Origin of the sequence: Pseudomonas fluorescens, from assembly GCF_001902145.1 — a bacterium.
Classification (GTDB): Bacteria; Pseudomonadota; Gammaproteobacteria; order Pseudomonadales; family Pseudomonadaceae; genus Aquipseudomonas; species Aquipseudomonas fluorescens_BV.
This window is the reverse complement of sequence record NZ_MRST01000025.1, coordinates 177,106-198,736: the sequence shown is the minus strand read 5'-3', so window position 1 is coordinate 198,736 and position 21,631 is coordinate 177,106. Positions and strand designations below refer to the sequence as shown.

Genomic DNA, 21,631 nt, shown 5'->3' with positions numbered 1-21,631 from the left:
TAAGTGCGCAGTAACACCGTTGTGGGGCGTTGCGTAGCAAAGCCGCACGCTAACGGCGCAATGCCGTTTACCTCTTCAGTACTTATCTCGTTGATCCAAAACGAATTTCGCTCCTGCATATTTTTCCTCCAGCGCCTATGGCACACTTTCTGCTGTCTATTCCGTTGTTACATACCAAGTTCCGGTATAGCGGAATACACAATCCCTGGAGTGCTTGTCATGCATCACCGACCTTCCGTATTCAAAGCGTGTGTTTTTCTCGTCGCTGCATCGGCTTCCCTCGCCAGCGTTGTGCAGGCGGCGGACAGCAAGCTCGATGATGTGCTCAAGCGTGGGCATTTGATCGTAGGTACAGGCAGTACCAATGCGCCGTGGCACTTCCAGGGAGCGGACGGCAAGTTGCAGGGGTTTGATATCGACATCGGCCGCATCGTGGCTAAAGGTTTGTTCAATGACCCGAGCAAGGTGGAGTTTGTGGTGCAGTCGTCCGACGCACGCATTCCCAACCTGCTCACCGACAAGGTCGACATGAGTTGCCAGTTCATCACTGTTACCGCCAGCCGTGCGCAGCAGGTGGCCTTTACCCTGCCGTACTACCGTGAAGGCGTCGGCCTGCTGTTGCCCAACAACAGCAAGTACAAGGAAATCGAAGACCTGCAAGCGGGGGGCGATGACGTCACCGTGGCCGTGCTGCAGAACGTGTATGCCGAAGAGTTGGTGCACCAGGCGCTGCCCAAGGCCAAGGTCGATCAGTACGACAGCGTTGACCTGATGTACCAGGCCGTGAACTCAGGCCGCGCCGATGCTGCTGCCACCGACCAGTCCTCGGTCAAATACCTGATGGTGCAGAACCCTGGCCGCTACCGCAGCCCCACCTACGCCTGGAGCCCGCAAACCTACGCCTGTGCGGTCAAGCGGGGCGACCAGGACTGGCTGAACTTCGTCAACACCGCGCTGCACGAAGCCATGACCGGTGTGGAATTCCCCACCTACAAAGCCTCGTTCAAACAGTGGTTCGGCGTGGACCTGCCAGAACCGGCGATTGGTTTTCCCGTGGAATTCAAGTGACCCGCAACAACAGGGGCGTGCCTGAACACGCCCCCTTCAGGTGCTGCTGACCATGAACTATCAGTTGAACTTTGCCGCCGTCTGGCGTGATTTCGACACCTTGCTGGCGGGGCTCGGCCTGGGTTTGCAGTTGGCGTTGCTGTCGATCGCCATCGGCTGCGTGATCGGCCTGTTGATGGCGTTTGCCATGCTCTCCAGGCACCGCGCGTTGCGTATCATTGCCTCGGTTTACGTCACCGTGGTGCGCAACACCCCGATCCTGGTGCTGATCCTGTTGATCTACTTCGCCTTGCCCTCCCTGGGCATTCGGCTGGATAAGATCCCCTCGTTCATCATCACCCTGTCGCTGTATGCCGGCGCCTATCTCACCGAGGTATTCCGCGCAGGCCTGATGAATATTCCCAAGGGCTTGCGGGAAGCCGGCCTGGCCATCGGCTTGGGCGAGTGGCGGATCCGCGCTTACATCACCGTGCCGGTGATGCTGCGCAACGTGTTGCCGGCACTTTCGAACAACTTCATCTCGCTGTTCAAGGACACCTCCCTGGCCGCCGCGATCGCGGTGCCGGAGCTGACCTATTACGCCCGCAAGATCAACGTCGAAAGCTACCGGGTGATTGAAACCTGGCTGGTCACGACCGCGCTCTACGTGGCTGCCTGTTACCTGATTGCCATGCTGCTCCGTTACCTGGAACAGCGTTTGGCTATCCGTCGTTAAGGAAGGGTTTCCATGTACGAATCCCCCAGTTGGCTGCATGAATTGTGGATCGCCCGCGAGACCCTCTGGGCCGGCTTCCAGGCCAGCGTGGCGGTCTCGGCGCTGGCGATTATCTTTGGCACCCTGATCGGCATCGTCGCCGGGTTGATCCTGACCTACGGCAAATTCTGGATGCGTGCGCCGTTCCGCCTGTATGTGGATTTGATCCGTGGCACACCAGTGTTTGTGCTGGTGTTGGCGTGTTTCTACATGCTGCCGGCCCTTGGCTGGAACATCACCGCATTCCAGGCTGGGGCCGTCGGGCTCACCTTGTTCTGCGGCTCCCACGTGTCGGAAATCGTGCGCGGCGCGCTGCAGGCCATTCCCCGTGGGCAATTGGAAGCGGGCAAGGCCATTGGCCTGACGTTTTATCAGTCCCTGGGCTACGTGCTGTTGCCCCAGGCGCTGCGGCAGATCTTGCCGACCTGGGTGAACTCCTCTACGGAAATCGTCAAGGCCTCCACCTTGCTGTCGGTGATCGGCGTGGCCGAATTGCTGCTCAGCACGCAGCAGGTGATCGCGCGCACCTTCATGACCCTGGAGTTCTACCTGTTCGCCGGGTTTCTGTTTTTTGTCATCAACTACGCCATCGAATTATTCGGGCGCTACATTGAAAAGCGGGTGGCCTTGCCATGAACCAAGCTCAAACCAACCCAGCGCTGCTGGACATCCGTGGCCTGCGTAAACAATACGGCCAGGTGGAAGTGCTCAAGGGCGTCGATCTGTCCATGCAGCGCGGCAATGTGGTGACGTTGATCGGCTCCAGCGGCTCGGGCAAGACCACCTTGCTGCGCTGCGTGAACCTGCTGGAGGAGTTCCAGGGCGGGCAGATCACCTTGGATGGCGAGTCCATCGGCTACAGCGATGTCGGCGGCAAGCGTGTACGCCACCCGGAGCGGGTGATCGCCCAGCACCGCGCAATGACCGGCATGGCGTTCCAGCAATTCAACCTGTTCCCGCACCTGACCGCGCTGCAGAACGTCACCCTCGGCTTGCTCAAGGTCAAGAAAATGGGCAAGGATGAAGCGGTAGCGCTGGCCGAAAAATGGTTGGACCGCGTCGGCCTGCTGGAGCGCCGCAACCACTTTCCCGGTCAATTGTCCGGCGGCCAGCAACAGCGCGTGGCCATTGCCCGGGCCATTGCCATGAACCCCAGCCTGATGCTGTTCGACGAAGTCACCTCGGCCCTCGACCCGGAGTTGGTGGGCGAAGTGCTCAGCGTGATCAAGGGGTTGGCGGAGGAGGGCATGACCATGTTGTTGGTCACCCACGAGATGCGCTTCGCCTATGAGGTCTCGGACCAGATCGTCTTCATGAACCAGGGCCGCATTGAAGAGCAGGGCAGCGCGAAGGATATCTTCGAACGGCCGCAGTCGCCGCGCCTGGCGGAATTTCTCAAGAACATTCGTTTTTAACAAGGAGCAACTTTATGAGCATTACTCGTTACGGCACCGGCAGCACCGCAGGTGGCGGCCAGCCACGCCCGTTCGCCCGCGCCGTGGAAGCCGATGGCTGGCTTTATGTGTCGGGCCAGGTGCCTGCGGTGGATGGTGAAATCATCAGTGGCGGCATCATCGAGCAAACCCGCCAGACGATGCGCAACGTGGTGGCGATCCTCGAAGAAGCCGGCTACGAACTCAAGGATGTGGTGCGGGTGGGCGTATGGTTGGAAGACCCACGGGACTTCTGGAGTTTCAACAAGGTGTTCGGCGAGTACTTCACCCCCGAACACGCCCCGGCGCGCGCCTGTGTTCAGGCCAATATGATGGTCGATTGCAAGGTCGAGATCGATTGCGTGGCCTACAAGAAAAAGGGCTGAATATTTAAACCCTGTAGGAGCGAGCTTGCTCGCGAAGATCGTCAACGATAACGCGGATATTGTTTATGAACGCGTTGCCCTGGAGTTTTTCGCGAGCAAGCTCGCTCCTACAGAAGAATTCATACCACTCGGGACCGAGTCCACCATGACCGAAGACACCATCAAGCGCCGCGCCAAAGGCCTGGACCGTGCGTTCGATATCCTCGATTTTCTCAAGGAAATTGGCCAGCCCCTGCGCCCGAATGATATTGCCAGCGGCATTGGCAGCCCCAAATCCACGGTCTACGAACTGGTGGCGTCGTTGCTGGAGCGGCGCATCCTGGAGACCGTGGGCAAGGACGGCCACGTGTACCTGGGGCGCCAGTTGTATTTCCTCGGGCAGGCACACTTGCGCCACTTCGACCTGACCCGCGAAGCCGACCACGCCTTGCAGGAGATCGTCAGCCAGACCCATGAAACCGCGCAGATGTGCCTGCTCAACGGGCGCAAATACACGGTGGCGCTGATGCGCGAGGGCCAGCGGCATTTCCGTATATCTTCGGATATCGGTGAAAACGCGCCCATTCCGTGGACCGCCTCGGGGCGCTTGTTGCTGGGGCATTTGAGCGATCAGCAGATTGTCGACCTGATCGATCCCGACGATTTCATCTTGCCGGACGGCCTGCGCCTGCCGCTGGACACCTTCCTGGCGCAGATCCGCCAGGCCAGCCTGGATGGGTTCTTCTCCTTCGACAGTGTGGCCGACACCTTCACCCACTGCTTTGCCGCCCCGGTGCGCGATGCTCAGGGCATCAGCATCGCGACCCTGTGCATCGTCGCCCCCCGGGCTGATGCGAGCAAAAACTACCACGACTATCGCCGGGTACTGATCGACAGTGCCAACAGCCTGGCCCGGCGCATCAACGAATAGGAGTTTTCCATGTCTGCCCTCAACGCCGTTGAAAAAGGTGCCGCCGCCGTCGGTGCCCATTTGGTTCGCGATGTCAGCCTGCCGGCCCTGGTGCTGCACCGTGATGCCCTGGAACATAACATCCGCTGGATGCAGGACTTTGTCCGCAACAGCGGTGCCGAGCTGGCGCCCCACGGCAAGACCAGCATGATGCCCGCGCTGTTCCAGCGCCAGATCGCCGCCGGTGCCTGGGGCATCACCCTGGCGACCGCCGTGCAGACTCGCGCCGCCTACGCCAGCGGCGTGCGTCGCGTGCTGATGGCCAACCAACTGGTGGGCGCGGCGAACATGGCCTTGATCGCGGACCTGCTGGCCGATAAGGATTTTGACTTCCATTGCATGGTCGATCACCCGGACAACGTCGCCGACCTGGGCCTGTTCTTCGCCGCCCGTGGCCAGCGCCTCAACGTGATGATCGAGTACGGCGTGGTCGGTGGCCGGTGTGGCTGTCGCAGCGAGCAGCAAGTGCGCGACCTGGCCAAGGCGATCCAGGCCCAGCCGGCATTGGCCCTCACCGGTATCGAGGGTTACGAAGGCGTGATCCACGGCGAGCACGCCATCAGCGGTATCCGCGCATTCGCCGCCAGCCTGGTGAGCCTGGCGGTGGAGCTGCAAGACAGCGACCTGTTCGACCTGCCCAAGCCGATCATCACCGCATCGGGGTCGGCCTGGTACGACCTGATCGCCGAGTCGTTCGAAGCGCAGAACGCCGCCGGCCGTTTCCTCAGCGTGTTGCGCCCTGGCAGTTACGTAGCCCACGACCATGGCATCTATAAAGAGGCGCAGTGCTGTGTACTCGAACGCCGCAGCGACCTCGACGAGGGCCTGCGCCCGGCAATGGAAGTCTGGGCGCATGTGCAGTCGCTGCCGGAGCCTGGTTTTGCGGTGGTTGCCCTGGGCAAGCGCGATGTGGCCTACGACGCCGGTTTGCCGGTGCCGCTCAAGCGCTACAGGGCCGGGATCGTGCCGGCGCAAGGTGATGATGTGAGCGGGTGCAAGGTCACGGCGGTGATGGACCAGCATGCGTTCATGACCGTGGCGCCGGGGGTTGAATTGCGTATTGGCGACATCATTTCCTTTGGTACGTCCCATCCTTGCCTGACCTTTGATAAATGGCAGGTGGGGTGCCTGGTGGATGAGCAGTTGCAGGTGGTTGAGTCTCTGCGTACCTGCTTCTAGACCGCGTCGCGTCCTTCGCGAGCAAGCCCGCTCCCACATTCGACTGCATTTTTTCAGTTGAAATAGGGTTCACTGTGGGAGCGGGCTTGCTCGCGAAGGGGCCATCAGCCACACCAGAGAGCAAAGGCATGAACACCCACCCCCGCATCGCCCTCATCGGCGAATGCATGATCGAACTGCAACACCGCGCCGACGGCAGCCTGCACCAGAGCTTCGGCGGCGACACCCTGAACACCGCGGTGTACCTGCGTCGTGAACTCGGCGATGCCGGCAGCGTTGACTACGTCACCGCCCTGGGCGATGACAGCTTCAGCGATGCCATGTGTGAGCATTGGCGCGCCGAAGGCCTTGGCCTGGACAGGGTCCAGCGTTTGCCTGGGCGCTTGCCGGGCTTGTATTGCATCCAGACTGACGCCCAGGGCGAACGTAAATTCCTCTACTGGCGCAACGAAGCGGCCGTGCGCGACTGCTTCACCACGCCTGCCGCCGAGCCGGTCCTGGCGGCCTTGCCGGGCTATGACGTGGTGTATTTCAGTGGCATTACCCTGGCGGTGCTGGGGGACATCGGGCGTGAGCGCTTACTGCAGGCTCTGATCGAAGCCCGCCAGCGCGGCGCCAAGGTGGTGTTCGATAACAACTACCGGCCCCGGTTGTGGGCCGATGTGCAAACGGCTCGTGAGGCGTATCGCAGGGTGCTGGCCGAGGTGGACATTGCCTTGCTCACCGAGGATGACGAACGCGCGTTGTTTGGCTATGAGGATAGCGAGCAGGTGTTTGCGGCGTATCCGTCGATTGCAGAAGTGGTGCTCAAGCGGGGAGCGGATGCATGCCTGATTCGTTGCGCGGGCGAGCGCTTTGCGGTGCCGGCGTTGAAGGTGAAAAAGGTCGTGGACACCACGGCGGCGGGGGATTCGTTCAGTGCGGCGTATTTGGCCGGGCGGCTCAAAGGTGGATCGCCGCAAGAGGCTGCGTTGGCGGGGCATCGGTTGGCGAGCCGGGTGATTCAGCTGCCCGGGGCTCTGATACCGAGGTGAATGGCCGCCTGCGGCGGTTCGCGGGCAAGCCCGGCTCCCACATTTGAGTGGGTGTACACCGCTAAATGTGGGAGCTGGCTTGCCTGCGATAGCGGACTGAAGCCATCCACTCAGTCCCGGTAAAACACCTGCACCAGGTGATAGCCAAACTTGCTCTTGATCGGCCCATGCACCACCTTCACCGGCTTCTTGAAGATCACCGCATCAATCGCTCCTACCATCTGCCCGGGCCGCACTTCACCCAGGTCACCGCCGCGTTTGCCCGACGGGCAGGTGGAGTACTTCTTGGCCAGCACATCAAAGGCTTCGCCCTTGGCAATGCGTTGCTTGAGTTGTTCGGCTTCTTCGCTGGTTTTCACCAGGATATGACGGGCTTGGGCTTTCATGGGGCTCTACCAGCTGTGCGACGGCGCGCGATTATGCCTGAACTCCGGCCTCGACGCCGATCATGCTACGGATTTTGTTGGCCAACAGGTCAATGGAAAAAGGCTTGGCGACCATGTCCATACCGTCCTCCAGGAACCCCTGGCGCTCGGCGGCTTTCTCGGCATAACCGGTCATGAACAACACGCGCAGGCCGGGGCGATGCTGGCGGGCAATCTCTGCCAGTTGCCGGCCGTTCATGCCGGGCAGGCCAACGTCGGTCACCAGCAAGTCCACACGCAAATCCGACTCCAGCAACGGCAGCGCCGCACGCGCATCCGCCGCCTGGTGCGCGGTGTAACCCAGTTCATCGAGTAAGCTGACCACCAGCATGCGCACCGCCGGGTCGTCCTCGACCACCACCACCGCTTCACCGGCCAGGGCCACGGGCGCTTCGGTCAGGCTGGTGGGCAGGCTGCTTTCCAGCGCCGTGCCATACAAGCGCGGCAGGTACAGGCGCACGCAGGTGCCCTGGCCCGGCTCGCTCTGGATGGTCACGTGGCCGCCGGACTGCTGGGCAAAGCCGTAGATCATCGACAATCCAAGGCCTGTGCCTTGGCCGATGGGCTTGGTGGTGAAGAACGGGTCGAACGCCTTGGCGAGGATTTTGGGCGCCATGCCGCTGCCGTTGTCGCTCACGCCGAGCATCACATAGTCGCCGGCTTTGACCGGTTCCAGGGTAGTGATGTCGGTGCCGTCCAGGTAACTGTTGGCGGTTTCGATCAGCAGCTCACCGCCGTCGGGCATGGCGTCGCGGGCGTTGATCACCAGGTTGAGCAGGGCGTTTTCCAGTTGGCTGGCGTCGGTGTTCACCGGCCAGATGTCCTTGCCCAGCTGTACCTTGAGCGCGATATGGGCGCCCTTGGTGCGCCGGAACAGGTCTTCCAGGGACGCCACCAGTTGGTTGGGGTCGGTGGGGCGACGGTCCAGCGACTGGCGCCGCGAAAACGCCAGCAGCCGGTGGGTAAGGGCGGCGGCACGGTGGGCGGAGGACACGGCGGCATCGGCAAAACGGCCGATATCGTCGCTGCGCCCGGCGGCAATGTAACGCTGCATCAGGTCCAGGCTGCCGATGATGCCGGTGAGCATATTGTTGAAGTCATGGGCGATACCGCCGGTGAGCTGGCCGACCGCTTCCATCTTCTGCGCATGGCGCAGGGCATCTTCGGCACGTTCGCGCTCGAACATCTCGTTTTGCAGGCGCTGGTTGGCCTCGGCCAGTGCTTGGGTGCGCTGGGCCACGCGTTCTTCAAGGTTTTCGTTGAGGTGGCGCAGGGCTTCTTCGGTGAGCTTGCGTTCGGTCTCATCGATCACAAAGATGTAGAAACCATTCACCGAGCCATCACTGCTAAAGCGTGGCAAGTACTTCATCAGCGCATGGCGCGGTCGACCATCGCGATGAGGCGTCACCGTCATGAAGCTGCACGCCTTGCCCTTGAGCGCAGCGGCGATCTTGTCTGCGCGCCCGGCATACACCTCGTCGCCGAGGATTTCACGGATGGTCTTGCCGTACAGCTCCTGGGGCGTCTTGCCGTACCAGTCGAGGTAGGCGCTGTTGTTGAGGCGAAAGCGCTGTTCGTGGTCAACGTAGCCGATCAACACCGGCATGGCGTTGATGATCAGTTGCAGCTCGGTCTGGCTCTGGCGCAAGGCCTGCTCGGTGTTTTTGCGCTCGGTGAGGTCCAGTGCGGCGCCCAGGAAGCGCGCCGGCCGGCCGTGTTGGTCCTTGTAGCAGCGGCCACGGGCGAATACCCAGCGCACTTGGCCATCGGCTTGCTGCAGGCGGTATTCCTCGGCGTATTCGGTGCCATGGGTGATGCAATGCTTGATGCTGCGCGTCACTGTGCCCCGGTCTTCGGGGTGCACGCCGTGCAGGTAGGCGCTGATAGGCAGCAGGCTTGAATCGTTGGGGTCGACGCCATGCAGGCAGGCGAAATGGGCGTCGGCAATAAAACGGTCTTCACCGATATCCCAATCCCAGGTACCCACCGCGTCGGTGGCCGCCAGCGCAAGTTGCAGGCGCTGCTCGGTGTTGTGCTGGGCCTTGAGGCTTGCTTCGGAACGCAATTGCAGTTCAAGGGTTTTGCTGCGCCGTTCATTGGTTTCAATCGCGGTGACCAGGATGCCGGCCACCCGGCAGCTTTCATCGCGCACCGGGCTGTAGGTCAGGTCGAGCCAGATTTCGGTATCGCGGCCCTGGCGTTGTAGTACAAAGCGTTGCTCGCTGAAGGTGCGCACCTGGCCGCTGAGCACGGCGTCGTAGACCGGCGCGGCGAAGCTTTCCAGCTCCGGCCAGGTGTGGTGCACCGGCTGGCCCAGGGCGCCGGGGTGCTTGCTGCCTATCAGTTGGGCAAAGCCATCGTTATAGAGTTGCGTGAGGTGCGGGCCCCACAGCAGTACCATCGGCATGGGTGAATGCACGACGATATCGACGGCAGTGCGCAGGCTTTGCGGCCACTCATCGGCCTCACCGAGCGGGCTTTGCGCCCAGTCCAGCCGCTTGATCAACGCAGCGGCTTCGCTACCGGTGGGTGTTCCATTCATAAAAAGCCCTGAGCATGACGCTTTGAAAAATGACAACACCCATTGTCCCAAGGAACGGCAACGGGTGGCTACCCCGGAAAAATAGCATGCCTTGAGGGTTTTTCTTCAAAACGCTGCGTCAGCGCTGAAACCTTTCATCTAATAAGCCAGCTCAGCTCTGTCGCGAAATTGCTCCAGTGCCTGGGGGTTGGCCAGGGCATCGGTATTTTTCACCGGGTCGCCATGCACCACATTGCGCACCGCCAATTCGACGATTTTGCCGCTGATGGTGCGGGGGATATCCGTGACAGCGAGGATCTTCGCCGGCACGTGGCGCGGCGTGGTGTTGGCACGAATCACCTGGCGGATCTGCTGTTGCAGTGCCTCGTCCAGTTCGATTCCGTCCTCCAGGCGCACAAACAGCACCACGCGCACATCGTCCTGCCAGCGTTGACCGATGGCGAGGCTTTCCAGCACCTGCGGGATTTTTTCCACCTGGCGATAAATCTCGGCGGTGCCAATGCGCACGCCGCCGGGGTTGAGCACCGCGTCGGAACGCCCGTGAATCAACAGGCTGCCGTTGGCGCGTTGCTCGGCATAGTCGCCCTGGGCCCATACGCCGGGGAACTGGCTGAAATACGAGGCGCGCAGTTTCTGCTGCTGCGGGTCGTTCCACAGCCCGATGGGCATGGCTGGGAAATGCCGGGTGCACACCAGTTCGCCTTTCTCCCCGATCAGGGGCCGGCCCTGGTCGTCCCACACCTCGATGGCCATGGCCAGGCTCTTGCACTGCATCTCACCGCGCCGCACCGGCAGCACCGGGTTGCCGATCACAAAGCAGGAGACAATGTCGGTGCCACCCGACATCGACGACAGGCACAGCTCAGCCTTGATCTCGCGGTACACGTAGTCGTAACTCTGGGGCGACAGCGGCGAGCCGGTCGAAATCAGGCACTTGAGGCTGCCCAGATCGTGGCTCAGGCGCGGCTGCAACCCGGACTTTTCCAGGGTGGCGAGGAATTTGGGGCTGGTGCCGAACACGCTGATTTTTTCCGCATCGATCAGGTCGATCAAGCGTTCGGGGCCGGGGTGGAACGGCGAGCCGTCGTACAGCACCGCGGTGGCGCCGATCGCCAGCACCGACACCAGCCAGTTCCACATCATCCAGCCGCAGGTGGTGTAGTAGAACAGGCAGTCCTCGCGGTTCAGATCGGCATGCAGGCCGTGTTCCTTGAGGTGCGTCAGCAATACGCCGCCAGTGCCGTGGATGATGCACTTGGGGATGCCGGTGGTGCCGCTGGAGTAGAGGATATACAGCGGGTGATCGAACGGCACCGCGACAAATTCGGGTTCGCCGCAGGCTTTGTAGAAGTCGTCCCACAGCGCGACGTGGGCGTGGGTGGTGTAGTCCCCAGCCTGCGCCTCGGGCTTGGCGTAAGGCACGATGATCAGCTGTTGCAGGGAGGGCAGGCGTTCAAGAATTTCATTGAGCTTGGTGCTCTGGTCGATGCGCTTGCCCGCGTAGTGGTAGCCCGCGCATGTGATCAACACCTTGGGCTCGATCTGGCCGAAGCGGTCGATGACGCCCTGGGTGCCGAAATCTGGTGAGGAGCACGACCAGATCGCACCGAGGCTGGTAGTGGCGAGCATGCCGACCAGGGTTTGCCAGGTGTTGGGCATGCAGGCGGCCACCCGGTCACCCATGCCGACGCCAGCCGCCCGCAGGCTTTTTTGCAGGCCGGCAACGTGTTCCGCCAGTTGCGCATAGCTCAATTGTTCACGTTGGCCATCTTCGCTGACAGCCACCACCGCAGGATGATCGTCACGGCGGCGCAACAGGTGTTCGGCGAAGTTCAGGGTGGCGCCGGGAAACCATTGGGCGCTGGGCATCTCGATGTCTTCGATCAGCGTGACGCTGGGCGGGCTGCGAAACTGCACGTCGAAGAACGCGACAATCGCCTGCCAGAAGTCCGGGCGCTGGTCGATGCTCCATTGGTGCAGGGCGGGGTAGTCGTGGAGCTGCACGCCGTGCCGTTGGTTGATGAAACGGCGGAACTGATCCATGCGCGTGTTGGCGATGCGTTCCGGGGAGGGTTGCCAGAGGATGTCGGACATCGCGAGATCTCTAGTTCTTGTATGAGGTTTGTCAGACAAAACAGGTTCAATGTGGGAGCGGGCTTGCTCGCGAATGCGGTATGCCAGTACCGAATAGGCTCATTGACCCACCGCCTTCGCGAGCAAGCCCGCTCCCACCTATAGATCACCTTTGCCGGTGATATTTGGGTTTATTGAGCCAGCCAGCCGCCATCGATATTCCATGCCGCGCCGCGCACCTGGGCGCCGGCCTCACTGCACAAGAACAACACCAGTTCCCCTAGCTGCGACGGCGTCACAAACTCCAGCGACGGCTGTTTCTCCGCCAGCAGATCCTGCTGCGCCTGCTGTGGGTCTACCCCAGTGGCCACGCGATCATCAATCTGCTTCTGCACCAGCGGCGTCAGCACCCAGCCCGGGCAGATGGCGTTGCAGGTGACATTGCTGGTGGCGGTTTCCAGGCCCACCACCTTGGTAAGGCCGATCACCCCATGCTTGGCCGCCACATACGCCGCCTTGCCCACTGAGCCGACTTGCCCATGCACCGAGGCGATATTGACGATGCGCCCCCAGCCCTTGGTCTTCATGCCCGGCAAGCTCAGGCGTGTGCTGTGGAACACCGAGGACAGGTTGATGGCGATGATCGAATCCCAGCGCTCCACAGGGAAGTCTTCTACCGCTGCCACGTGCTGGATGCCGGCATTGTTGACCAGGATGTCTACGCCACCGAACTCGCGCTCGGCGTAGGTGAACATGTCGGCGATCTGCGCGGGGTCGCTGACGTCTGCCGGGTGATGCCCGACCTTGCCGCCAAACGCCTGCACCTGGGCGATCACCGCGCTGGCGTCGCCAAAGCCGTTGAGAATCAGGTTGGCGCCGGCCTTGGCCAGGCTCAGGGCAATCCCCAGGCCGATGCCGCTGGTGGAGCCGGTGACCAGGGCGGTCTTGCCATTCAAAGTTGTCATGAAAACCTCACACAATGCCGGTGGCGTAGAAAGTGCCGATCACCACGAACACCGCAAGGGTCTTGATGATCGTGATGCCAAAAATGTCCTTGTAGGCTTCGCGGTGGGTCAACCCGGTGACCGCCAGCAGGGTGATCACCGCGCCGTTGTGGGGCAGGGTGTCCATGCCGCCGCTGGCCATGGCTGCGACCCGGTGCAGCACCTCAAGGGGGATATTGGCCGCGTGGGCGGCTGCAATGAAGCTCTCGGACATCGCCGCCAGGGCGATGCTCATGCCGCCGGAAGCGGAGCCGGTGATACCGGCCAGCAAGGTCACGGTGATCGCTTCGTTGACCAGCGGGTTGGGGATGCCCTTGAGCCAGTCCGCCAGTACCAGAAAGCCTGGCAGCGAGGCGATCACGGCGCCAAACCCATATTCCGACGCGGTGTTCATCGCCGCAAGCAATGCACCGCTTACCGCGCTTTTACTGCCTTCGGCCAGCTTGCTCTTGATTGCCGAGAAGCCGAACACCAGCACCACGATAATCCCCACCAGCAACGCCGCCTGCACCGCCCAGATCGCGGTGAGCTTGGCGATTTCGGTGGTCACCGGCGCGCTCATGCCCGGCAGGCTGAGGCTGTGGGTCTTGCCGTACCACTGCGGGATCCAGTGAGTGAACAACAGGTTCATCACCCCCACCAGGATCAGCGGCGACAACGCGAGCCACGGGTTGGGCAAGGTAAGGTTATCGGCGGTTTCCGGCTCATTGCGCAACTCGGTGCCATAGCCTTCACCGGTACGCTGGGCCTTGTTGCGCTGGCGTGCCAGGTAGAGCATGCCGGCGCAAAACACGAAGATCGTGCCGATCAGCCCCAGCCACGGCGCCGCCCAGGCGGTGGTGTTGAAGAAGGTGCTGGGGATGATGTTCTGGATCTGCGGCGTGCCGGGCAAGGCGTCCATGGTGAACGAGAACGCACCGAGGGCGATGGTCGCCGGGATCAGACGCTTGGGGATATTGCTCTGGCGGAACATCTCCGCCGCGAACGGGTACACCGCAAACACCACCACGAACAGCGACACGCCACCGTAGGTGAGCAGGGCGCAGACCAGCACGATCACCAGCATCGCCTGGCGCGTGCCAAGCAAGCGGATCGCAGCCGCCACGATCGAGCGCGAAAACCCCGACAGCTCAATGAGCTTGCCGAACACCGCACCGAGCAGGAATACCGGGAAATACAGTTTGATAAAACCGACCATCTTTTCCATGAACACCCCGGTAAAGGCGGGGGCGACGGCGGAGGGGTCGGTGAGCAGCACCGCGCCCAGGGCGGCGATGGGGGCGAACAGAATAACGCTATAGCCACGGTAGGCGGCCAGCATCAGCAGCGCGAGCGCGGCCAGGGCAATGATCACACTCATGGTGTGTCTCCATCGGATTGTTATTGTTGTGGGGGTGAGGCTGTGGGAGGGAGCTATAGCGAGATGTGTGCCAGATTTATAACTTCTTGATATGTATGGACTTATTGTGGATTTAGAGTGATTTTCGAGGCGGCAGTCTCAATCTGGAGACGAGTGGATATCCTTGTGGGAGCTGGCTTGCCTGCGATAGCGGTGGTTCAGCTGGCTTGTAGGGCACTGCTAGACCGCTATCGCAGGCAAGCCAGCTCCCACATAAGAATGTCTTGATATTGGGAATGGCGTCTCTTTTTTGAGACTAGGTTAGTCCAAGCGCCAGCATTTTTTTATACAACGTCGACCGCCCAAGCCCCAACCGCTTGGCTGCCTCCACCACATTGCCGTCACAGGTCTTGAGCGCCCCCGCAATCACCTGCCGATCAAACCGCTCCCGCGCCGCCGCAAAGGTTTCACCCTCGACCGCCGCCACCGCGCCACGGGCCACCGGGCTGAACGTGCCAATCGCTGCGCGAATCTCACTGGCGTTCAATACCAAGTCGTCACTCAACAACGCTGCACGCTCCAATACATTACGCAGTTCACGGATGTTCCCCGGCCACGCATGCTGGGCCAACAACGCCTGGGCATCGCGGTCCAGTTCGTGCTGGCTGCGCAACTCCTCAAGGATCGCCTCGCTCAACGCCGGAATATCCTCCAGCCGTTCACGCAAGGGCGGCACCTGGATCGGCAGCACATTGAGGCGGTAATACAGGTCGGCGCGAAACTCGCCACGCTTGATCGCCGCCTCCAGATCCATGGATGTGGCGGCAATCACCCGCACATCGCTGTGCAGCATCTCGTTGGAACCCACCGGTTCGAATTCCTTTTCCTGCAACACCCGCAGCAATTTGCTTTGCAGGGGCAGCGGCATGTCGCCGATTTCGTCGAGGAACAACGTGCCGCCCTGGGCGATCTGGAACTTGCCGGGGCGGCCCTTGCGGTCGGCACCGGTAAAGGCGCCGGGTGCGGTGCCGAAGAACTCGGCTTCGAGCAGGTCATGGGGAATCGCTGCGCTGTTGATGCTCACAAAGGCTTTGTGCGCCCGGGGCGATGCGCCGTGGATGGCCTGGGCGAGCAACTCCTTGCCGGTGCCGGTTTCGCCAAGCAGCAATACCGGCGAATCGGCACTCGCACTGCGCCGCGCCCGGCGCTTGACCTCAAGGCTCGCGGCGCTGGTGCCGATAAAGTGCGCGAAGTTGTATTTGCTTTGCCGCGAACGCAACAGCGAGCGCGTGGAGGCCAGCTCCTGCTGCATGCTCAGGTAGCGCTCGATCAACGGCGACAGGTTGCGCAGTTCATCGAACAGCGCAAACCCAATCGCGCCGATCACCGCCCCGGCCTCGTCGTGGATCGGCAGGCGCATCACCACCAGCGGGCCCTTGGGAGTGTCCTGGATGTCCAGCAGGATCGGCCGATCATTGCGCACCACCTGGCGCAGCAGGCTGTTGGAAATCACCTGTTCGCAAGGCTGGCCGATGGCTTGGTCGGCGCTCTTGAGGCCAAAACGCTTGGCGTAACGCTCGTTCATCCACACGATATTCGCATCGCGGTCGACGATAACCGTCCCCTCACTGGACTGCTCGATGATCTCGAACAGCGACTGGATGGCCAGGCCGCGAACCTGTTGGTAGTCCTTGAGGCTGGTACTCATGGAAACAAAATCCTGTAGGAGCGAGCTTGCTCGCGAAGGTCGTCAACGATAATGCGGTGCATCTGGAACAACGGGGGGTATTTAAGTTTTTCGCGAGCGAGCTCGCTCCTACAAAGGGATGTGCGCTGCTGCCAGCAGTTCTTTGGTGTAGGGGTGTTGGGGCGATTCGAACACATCATGGCTCGCACCACGCTCCACCACCTTGCCGTCCTTGACCACGATCATGTCATGGGCCATGGCCCGCACCACCGCCAGGTCGTGGCTGATAAACAGGTAGGTCAGGCCGTATTTGTCCTGCAGTTCGCGCAGCAGCGCCACCACTTGTTTCTGCACTGTGCGGTCCAGGGCCGAGGTGGGTTCGTCGAGCAGCATCAGCGCTGGCTTGAGTACCAGGGCGCGGGCGATGGCGATGCGTTGGCGCTGGCCACCGGAAAATTCATGGGGGTAGCGATGCCGGCTGGCAGGGTCGAGGCCCACGTCCTTGAGTACCTGGATGACTTGCGCGTCACGCTCGGCCAGGCTGCACGGCGCGTGCACTTCCAGGCCCTCGCTGATGATCTGCTGCACCGACATGCGCGGGCTGAGGCTGCCATAGGGATCTTGGAACACCACCTGCATCTGCTTGCGCCATGGGCGCATCTGTTGGTGGTTGAGCGGGTCCAGAGCCTCGCCCTGGAAGCGAATGCTGCCGCTGGAGTCGAGCAAGCGCAGGATAGCCTGGCCCAGGGTGGATTTGCCGGAACCGGACTCGCCGACAATCCCCAGGGTTTTGCCGCGCTGCACGCTGAGGCTGATGCCGTCCACCGCGCGCAGGTAGGTCTTGGCCCGGAACAGCCCGCCACCGAGGGGGAATTGCACGCTCAGGTCATCCACTTCCAGTACCGTCTCACGCGGCTCGCTGCACAGCACATCGCCCGAGGGCTCGGCGTCCAGCAGCAGGCGGCTGTAGGGATGCTGCGGTGCGGTGAACAAGGCCTGGCAGTCAGCCTGCTCGACGATTTCCCCGGCACGCATCACGCAGACCCGCTGGGCGATACTGCGCACCAGGTTGAGGTCATGGCTGATCAGCAGCAGCGACATGCCCAGGCGTTGTTGCAAGGACTTGAGCAGCAGCAGGATCTTGCGCTGCACCGTCACGTCCAGCGCCGTGGTGGGTTCGTCGGCAATCAGCAGTTCGGGCTCGCAGGCCAGGGCCATGGCGATCATCACCCGTTGGCGCTGGCCGCCGGACAATTGATGGGGGTAGGCCTTGAGCCGTTCCTGGGGTTTCTGGATGCCCACCAGTTCCAGCAGTTCGAGGATGCGCGCCTGCGCCGCCTTGCCGCCCAGGCCCTTGTGCAGCAGCAGGGTTTCGCCGATCTGCTTTTCGATGCTGTGCAGCGGGTTCAGGGAGGTCATCGGCTCCTGGAAGATCATCGCAATGCGGTTGCCGCGCAATTTTTGCAGGGTGCTCGGTGAGGCGCCGATCAGTTCCTGGCCGCGATACTTGATCGACCCCAGGGTTTCGGTGCCGGCTTGCGGCAGCAGTTGCAGGATCGAATGGGCCGTCACCGACTTGCCCGAGCCCGACTCACCTACCAGCGCCAGGCATTCGCCGGGGCGCACGTCCAGGCTCAGGTTGCGCACGACGGTCTGGCCGTTGAAGGCGACGCACAGGTCGCGGATTTCGATCAGGTTCATACGCAGTCACTCATGAGCGGGGGTCGAAGGCATCACGCAGTGCCTCGCCGATAAACACCAGCAACGACAGAATCAGCGCCAGGGTGAAAAACGCCGTCAGGCCCAGCCACGGCGCTTGCAGGTTCTGCTTGCCCTGGCCGATCAGTTCGCCCAGGGAGGCGCTGCCGGCGGGCATGCCGAAGCCAAGGAAATCCAGGGCGCTCAAGGTGGATATCGCCCCGGTCAAGATAAACGGCAAATAGCTGAGGGTCGCGGTCATGGCGTTGGGCAGGATGTGCCGACGAATGATCTTGCCGTCGCCCAGGCCCAGGGCGCGTGCGGCCTTGACGTATTCCAGGTTGCGCCCGCGCAGGAACTCGGCGCGCACCACGTCCACCAGGGCCAGCCAGGAAAACAGCGCCATGATCCCCAGCAACCACCAGAAATTCGGCTCCACAAACCCCGACAGGATAATCAGCAGGTACAGCACCGGCAGGCCAGACCACACCTCGAGGATGCGTTGCCCGAGCAAATCCACCCAGCCGCCGTAGTACCCCTGCAACGCCCCGGCGGCAATGCCAATGACCGCGCTGATAGCGGTCAGGGCCAGGGCAAACAGGATCGACACCCGTGCACCGAAGATCACCCGCGCCAACACATCGCGGGACTGGTCATCGGTGCCCAGCCAGTTCACCGCCGACGGCGGGCTCGGGGCAGGGCGGGTGAGTTCGTAGTTGGGCGTGTCATCGCTGAACGGAATCGGCGGGAACAGCATCCAGCCGCCATCCTGCTTGATCAGCTTTTGCACGTAGTCACTGCGGTAGTCCGCCTGGAACGGCAACTGCCCACCGAACTGCTGCTCGGTGTAGCGCTTGAACACCGGAAAATACAGCTCGTTCTTGAAACTGAGCACCAGGGGCTTGTCATTGGCGATCAACTCGCCGCCCAGGGTCAGGATGAACAGGCCGATAAACAGCCACAGCGACCACCAGCCACGGCGGTTTTTCTTGAAACGCTCAAAACGCCGACGGGCCACGGGGGACAGGTTGAGCATCAGGCGTTCCTCGCGGCGAAGTCGATACGCGGATCCACCAGGGTGTAGCAGAGATCACCGATGAGTTTTATCAACAGGCCGAACAGAGTGAAAATAAACAGCGAGCCGAACACCACCGGGTAGTCGCGGGACACGGCCGCCTCGTAGCTCATGCGGCCCAGGCCATCGAGGGAGAAGATCACCTCGATCAGCAGCGAGCCGGCAAAGAACACACTGATAAACGCCTGGGGAATCCCCGAGATCACCAGCAGCATGGCATTGCGGAACACGTGACCGTACAGCACCCGGCGTTCGCTCAAACCCTTGGCGCGGGCGGTGACCACGTACTGGCGAGTAATTTCATTGAGGAACGAATTCTTGGTGAGGATGGTCAAGGTGGCGAAGCCGCCGATCACCAGCGCCGTTACCGGCAGTACCAGGTGCCAGAAATAGTCGGCCACCTTGCCCACGGTGCTCAGTTCGGCAAAGTTTTCCGAGACCAGCCCACGCACCGGGAACCAGTTCAGCGAGGTACCGCCAGCGAACACCACGATCAGGAACATCGCGAACAGGAACGCCGGCATCGCGTAACCGATGACGATGGCCGTGCTGCTCCACATATCAAAGCTGCTGCCATGGCGCACGGCCTTGCGTATGCCCAGCGGGATCGACACCAGGTAGGTGATCAACGTGGCCCACAGGCCAAGGGAAATCGTGACGGGCATCTTTTCCAGGATCAGGTCAGTTACCGTTGCGCCTCTAAAGAAACTGTTGCCGAAGTCCAACTGGGCATAGTTCTTGAGCATCAGCCACAGGCGTTCCGGCGCGGATTTGTCGAAGCCGTATTGTTTCTCGATGTCCTTGATCAGCTTCGGGTCCAGGCCGCGGCTGGCTCGCGAGCCGCTGATGCCTTCGCCGGATGCGCCGGCTACACCACCGCCGCCAATGCCTTGCAGGTGAGCGATGGCTTGCTCCACCGGCCCGCCGGGCGCGGCCTGCACGATCACGAAGTTCACCAGCAGAATGATCACCAGCGTCGGGATGATCAGCAGCAGGCGCCGTACGATATAGGCAAACATCAGTGGGCCTCTCCGCGTTTTTTCAACTCAGCCTGCATTTGTTCGTTCGTCAGCGCGGTGGGGCTGACTTCCCACCAGGTTTCCAGGGCTTCGTCGTTCTTCGCCTCGATGGCCGGACGCCCGAAACGGTTCCACCATGCGGCGGAGGTGCCCGGTGGGTAATAGTTGGGGATCCACAGGTAATTCCATTGCAGTACGCGGTCCAGGGCGTGGGCATAGGTGAGCATCTTCGCCTGGGTGTCAGCCTTGACCAGGCCATGGATGAGCGTATCGACGGCCGGGTCCTTGAGCACGATGTAGTTGTTGGCGCCCGAATCGAACGCGGCGGCAGAGCCGAAATAGTTGTACAGCTCCATGCCGGGCGAGGTGGTGACCGGGAAGCCCGTGACGATCATGTCGTAGTCGCGGGCCATCAGCCGGTTGACGTACTGCGAGGAGTCGATGCGGCGGATATTCAGGGTGATGCCGATCTGTGCCAGGTTGCGTTTGTAGGGCAGCAACAGCCGTTCGAGGCCGTTCTGGACGTTGAGGAAGGTGAATTCCAGTGGCTCGCCCTGGGCATTGACGAGTTTGTCGCCCACAGGTTTCCAGCCGGCGTCTTCCAGCAGGGCCAAGGCTTGCAGCTGTTTGTCGCGGATCATGCCACTGCCATCGGTGACCGGGGCCTTGAACACCTGGGTAAACACCTCGTCGGGAATCTGCCCGCGCAGGGGTTCGAGGATCGCCAGTTCTTCCGGGGTGGGCAACTGGCTGGCGGCCAGCGGGCTATTGGAAAAATAGCTCTGCTGGCGAATGTACAGGTTGCGCATCATCTGCCGGTTGGCCCATTCAAAGTCCCACAGCATCGCCAGGGCCTGGCGCACGCGGCGATCCTTGAATATCGGTTTTTGCACGTTGAACACATAGCCCTGGGCCGGCTGCGGCATCTCCTTGGCCAGGTGCGCGCGCTGCAGGCGGCCATCGTCCAGGGCCGGGCCGTTGTAGCCGATGGAGTAACCGGTGGCGGAGAATTCACGGTTGAAATCATAGGCGCCGCCGCGTAGCACTTGGCGCGCTACTTCGGTGTCGCCGAAGTACTCCAGGCTCAGGTGATCGAAGTTGTACAGGCCGCGGCTGACCGGCAAGTCCTTGCCCCACCAGTCGGGGTCACGGGTGAAGGTGATGGTGCTGCCGGAGTCGATCTTGCTGACCTTGTAGGGGCCGCTGCCCAGTGGCGCTTCGTAGCCGCCGCCGTTGGCAAAGTCGCGGGTCTTCCACCAGTGCTCGGGGAACACCGGCAAGGTGGCGATATCCAGGGGCAGGGTGCGGTTCTCGTTGCTGGAGAAGTCAAAGCGCACCTGGCGCTCGCCTTCGACTTCGACGTGCTTGACGTCGGCAAATAGTGTGCGAAAGCGCAGGCTGCCTTGGGTCATCAGCACGTCAAAGCTGTAGCGCACGTCTTGCGCGGTAATGGGTGTGCCATCGGCAAAGCGCGCCTTGGGGTTCAGGTAGAAGCGCAGTGACAGGCCATCGTCGGCGCGCTCCATCTTTTGCGCCACCAGGCCATAGACGGTGTAAGGCTCATCCAGCGAGCGCAACGCCAAGGGCGCATACACCCAGCCGTCGACCTGGGATACGCCGATGCCCTTGTCGATATACGGCAGCACATGGTCAAACCGCCCCACCTCCAGCGCGGAACGCCGCAGGCTGCCGCCCTTGGGGGCGTTGGGGTTGGCATAGTCGAAATGGCTGAAACCTTCGGCGTACTTGGCGGGCTCGCCGTACACCGTCAGGTAGGTTTGCGGGGCTGCGATCACCGCAGTGCTGGCCATTAGCAAGGCCAGGGTGGAACAGAGCAGAGATGAAAAAGCCAATCGCATTATCAGCCTTGAGCGCCGGGTAAGAGTCATAAGGATTTGTACGCTAACGGCCTGGGCATCGCCAGTCATCAGATGCACAACGGCCCACCAAAGGGCGGGCCGTTGTT

The 21,631-nt window shown here is 61.8% G+C and carries 18 protein-coding genes; 8 read left to right on the top strand and 10 right to left on the bottom strand.

What is annotated here, in order from left to right:
- The first annotated feature begins 219 nt into the window (after window positions 1-219).
- From BUE92_RS17465 to BUE92_RS17430, 8 genes are all read left to right on the top strand, one after another.
- On the top strand, window positions 220-1,068 hold the full coding sequence (locus BUE92_RS17465; RefSeq protein ID WP_073525252.1) for a transporter substrate-binding domain-containing protein: 849 nt from the start codon (window positions 220-222) through the stop codon (window positions 1,066-1,068).
- A gap of 52 nt (window positions 1,069-1,120) precedes the next feature.
- Window positions 1,121-1,783, top strand: a complete 663-nt coding sequence (locus BUE92_RS17460) for an amino acid ABC transporter permease (RefSeq protein WP_073525248.1) — start codon at window positions 1,121-1,123, stop codon at window positions 1,781-1,783.
- 12 nt (window positions 1,784-1,795) lie between these two features.
- Window positions 1,796-2,458 carry an amino acid ABC transporter permease gene (locus BUE92_RS17455; protein ID WP_073525247.1) on the top strand — a complete coding sequence of 221 codons (663 nt, stop codon included), beginning with the start codon at window positions 1,796-1,798 and terminating at the stop codon, window positions 2,456-2,458.
- Complete coding sequence (locus BUE92_RS17450) at window positions 2,455-3,237, top strand: amino acid ABC transporter ATP-binding protein (protein ID WP_020301585.1); 783 nt, start codon at window positions 2,455-2,457, stop codon at window positions 3,235-3,237. Before BUE92_RS17455 ends, BUE92_RS17450 begins: the two co-directional genes overlap by 4 nt.
- A 14-nt stretch (window positions 3,238-3,251) precedes the next feature.
- The gene (locus BUE92_RS17445) at window positions 3,252-3,641 is read left to right on the top strand and encodes a RidA family protein (protein ID WP_034119946.1); all 390 of its coding nucleotides are present in this window, start codon (window positions 3,252-3,254) and stop codon (window positions 3,639-3,641) included.
- 145 nt (window positions 3,642-3,786) lie between these two features.
- Window positions 3,787-4,551 (top strand): IclR family transcriptional regulator, encoded by a 765-nt coding sequence (locus BUE92_RS17440; RefSeq protein WP_003191821.1) that lies wholly within the window; start codon window positions 3,787-3,789, stop codon window positions 4,549-4,551.
- A 9-nt stretch (window positions 4,552-4,560) separates the two neighbouring features.
- Entirely contained in the window at window positions 4,561-5,769 is a 1,209-nt protein-coding gene (locus tag BUE92_RS17435; protein ID WP_073525246.1) for an amino acid deaminase, read from the top strand.
- Window positions 5,770-5,897: 128 nt separating this feature from the next.
- Window positions 5,898-6,803, top strand: a complete 906-nt coding sequence (locus BUE92_RS17430) for a sugar kinase (protein WP_073525245.1) — start codon at window positions 5,898-5,900, stop codon at window positions 6,801-6,803.
- Window positions 6,804-6,913: 110 nt separating this feature from the next.
- On the opposite strand, the gene BUE92_RS17425 is transcribed toward BUE92_RS17430, so the two are convergent.
- The 10 genes from BUE92_RS17425 to BUE92_RS17380 form a co-directional block, all read right to left on the bottom strand.
- Window positions 6,914-7,189: a peptidylprolyl isomerase gene (locus tag BUE92_RS17425; RefSeq protein ID WP_003174397.1), complete on the bottom strand. Its 276-nt coding sequence runs from the start codon at window positions 7,187-7,189 to the stop codon at window positions 6,914-6,916.
- A gap of 31 nt (window positions 7,190-7,220) precedes the next feature.
- A complete protein-coding gene (locus BUE92_RS17420) occupies window positions 7,221-9,770 on the bottom strand; it encodes a PAS domain-containing hybrid sensor histidine kinase/response regulator (protein ID WP_073525244.1) in 2,550 nt (849 codons plus the stop codon).
- Window positions 9,771-9,908: 138 nt separating this feature from the next.
- Window positions 9,909-11,864 (bottom strand): acetoacetate--CoA ligase, encoded by a 1,956-nt coding sequence (locus BUE92_RS17415; RefSeq protein ID WP_073525243.1) that lies wholly within the window; start codon window positions 11,862-11,864, stop codon window positions 9,909-9,911.
- Between the two features lie 170 nt (window positions 11,865-12,034).
- Window positions 12,035-12,808 carry a 3-hydroxybutyrate dehydrogenase gene (locus BUE92_RS17410; protein WP_073525241.1) on the bottom strand — a complete coding sequence of 258 codons (774 nt, stop codon included), beginning with the start codon at window positions 12,806-12,808 and terminating at the stop codon, window positions 12,035-12,037.
- 7 nt (window positions 12,809-12,815) lie between these two features.
- Window positions 12,816-14,207: a GntP family permease gene (locus tag BUE92_RS17405; RefSeq protein WP_073525239.1), complete on the bottom strand. Its 1,392-nt coding sequence runs from the start codon at window positions 14,205-14,207 to the stop codon at window positions 12,816-12,818.
- Window positions 14,208-14,502: 295 nt separating this feature from the next.
- On the bottom strand, window positions 14,503-15,894 hold the full coding sequence (locus BUE92_RS17400; protein ID WP_073525238.1) for a sigma-54 interaction domain-containing protein: 1,392 nt from the start codon (window positions 15,892-15,894) through the stop codon (window positions 14,503-14,505).
- Between the two features lie 108 nt (window positions 15,895-16,002).
- Entirely contained in the window at window positions 16,003-17,574 is a 1,572-nt protein-coding gene (locus BUE92_RS17395; RefSeq protein ID WP_073525237.1) for an ABC transporter ATP-binding protein, read from the bottom strand.
- 10 nt (window positions 17,575-17,584) lie between these two features.
- Entirely contained in the window at window positions 17,585-18,607 is a 1,023-nt protein-coding gene (locus BUE92_RS17390; RefSeq protein ID WP_032896898.1) for an ABC transporter permease, read from the bottom strand.
- Window positions 18,607-19,665 (bottom strand): microcin C ABC transporter permease YejB, encoded by a 1,059-nt coding sequence (locus BUE92_RS17385; protein WP_032876053.1) that lies wholly within the window; start codon window positions 19,663-19,665, stop codon window positions 18,607-18,609. The genes BUE92_RS17390 and BUE92_RS17385 overlap by 1 nt, the downstream gene beginning before the upstream one ends.
- A complete protein-coding gene (locus tag BUE92_RS17380; RefSeq protein ID WP_073525236.1) occupies window positions 19,665-21,524 on the bottom strand; it encodes an extracellular solute-binding protein in 1,860 nt (619 codons plus the stop codon). The genes BUE92_RS17385 and BUE92_RS17380 overlap by 1 nt, the downstream gene beginning before the upstream one ends.
- Window positions 21,525-21,631 lie beyond the last annotated feature (107 nt).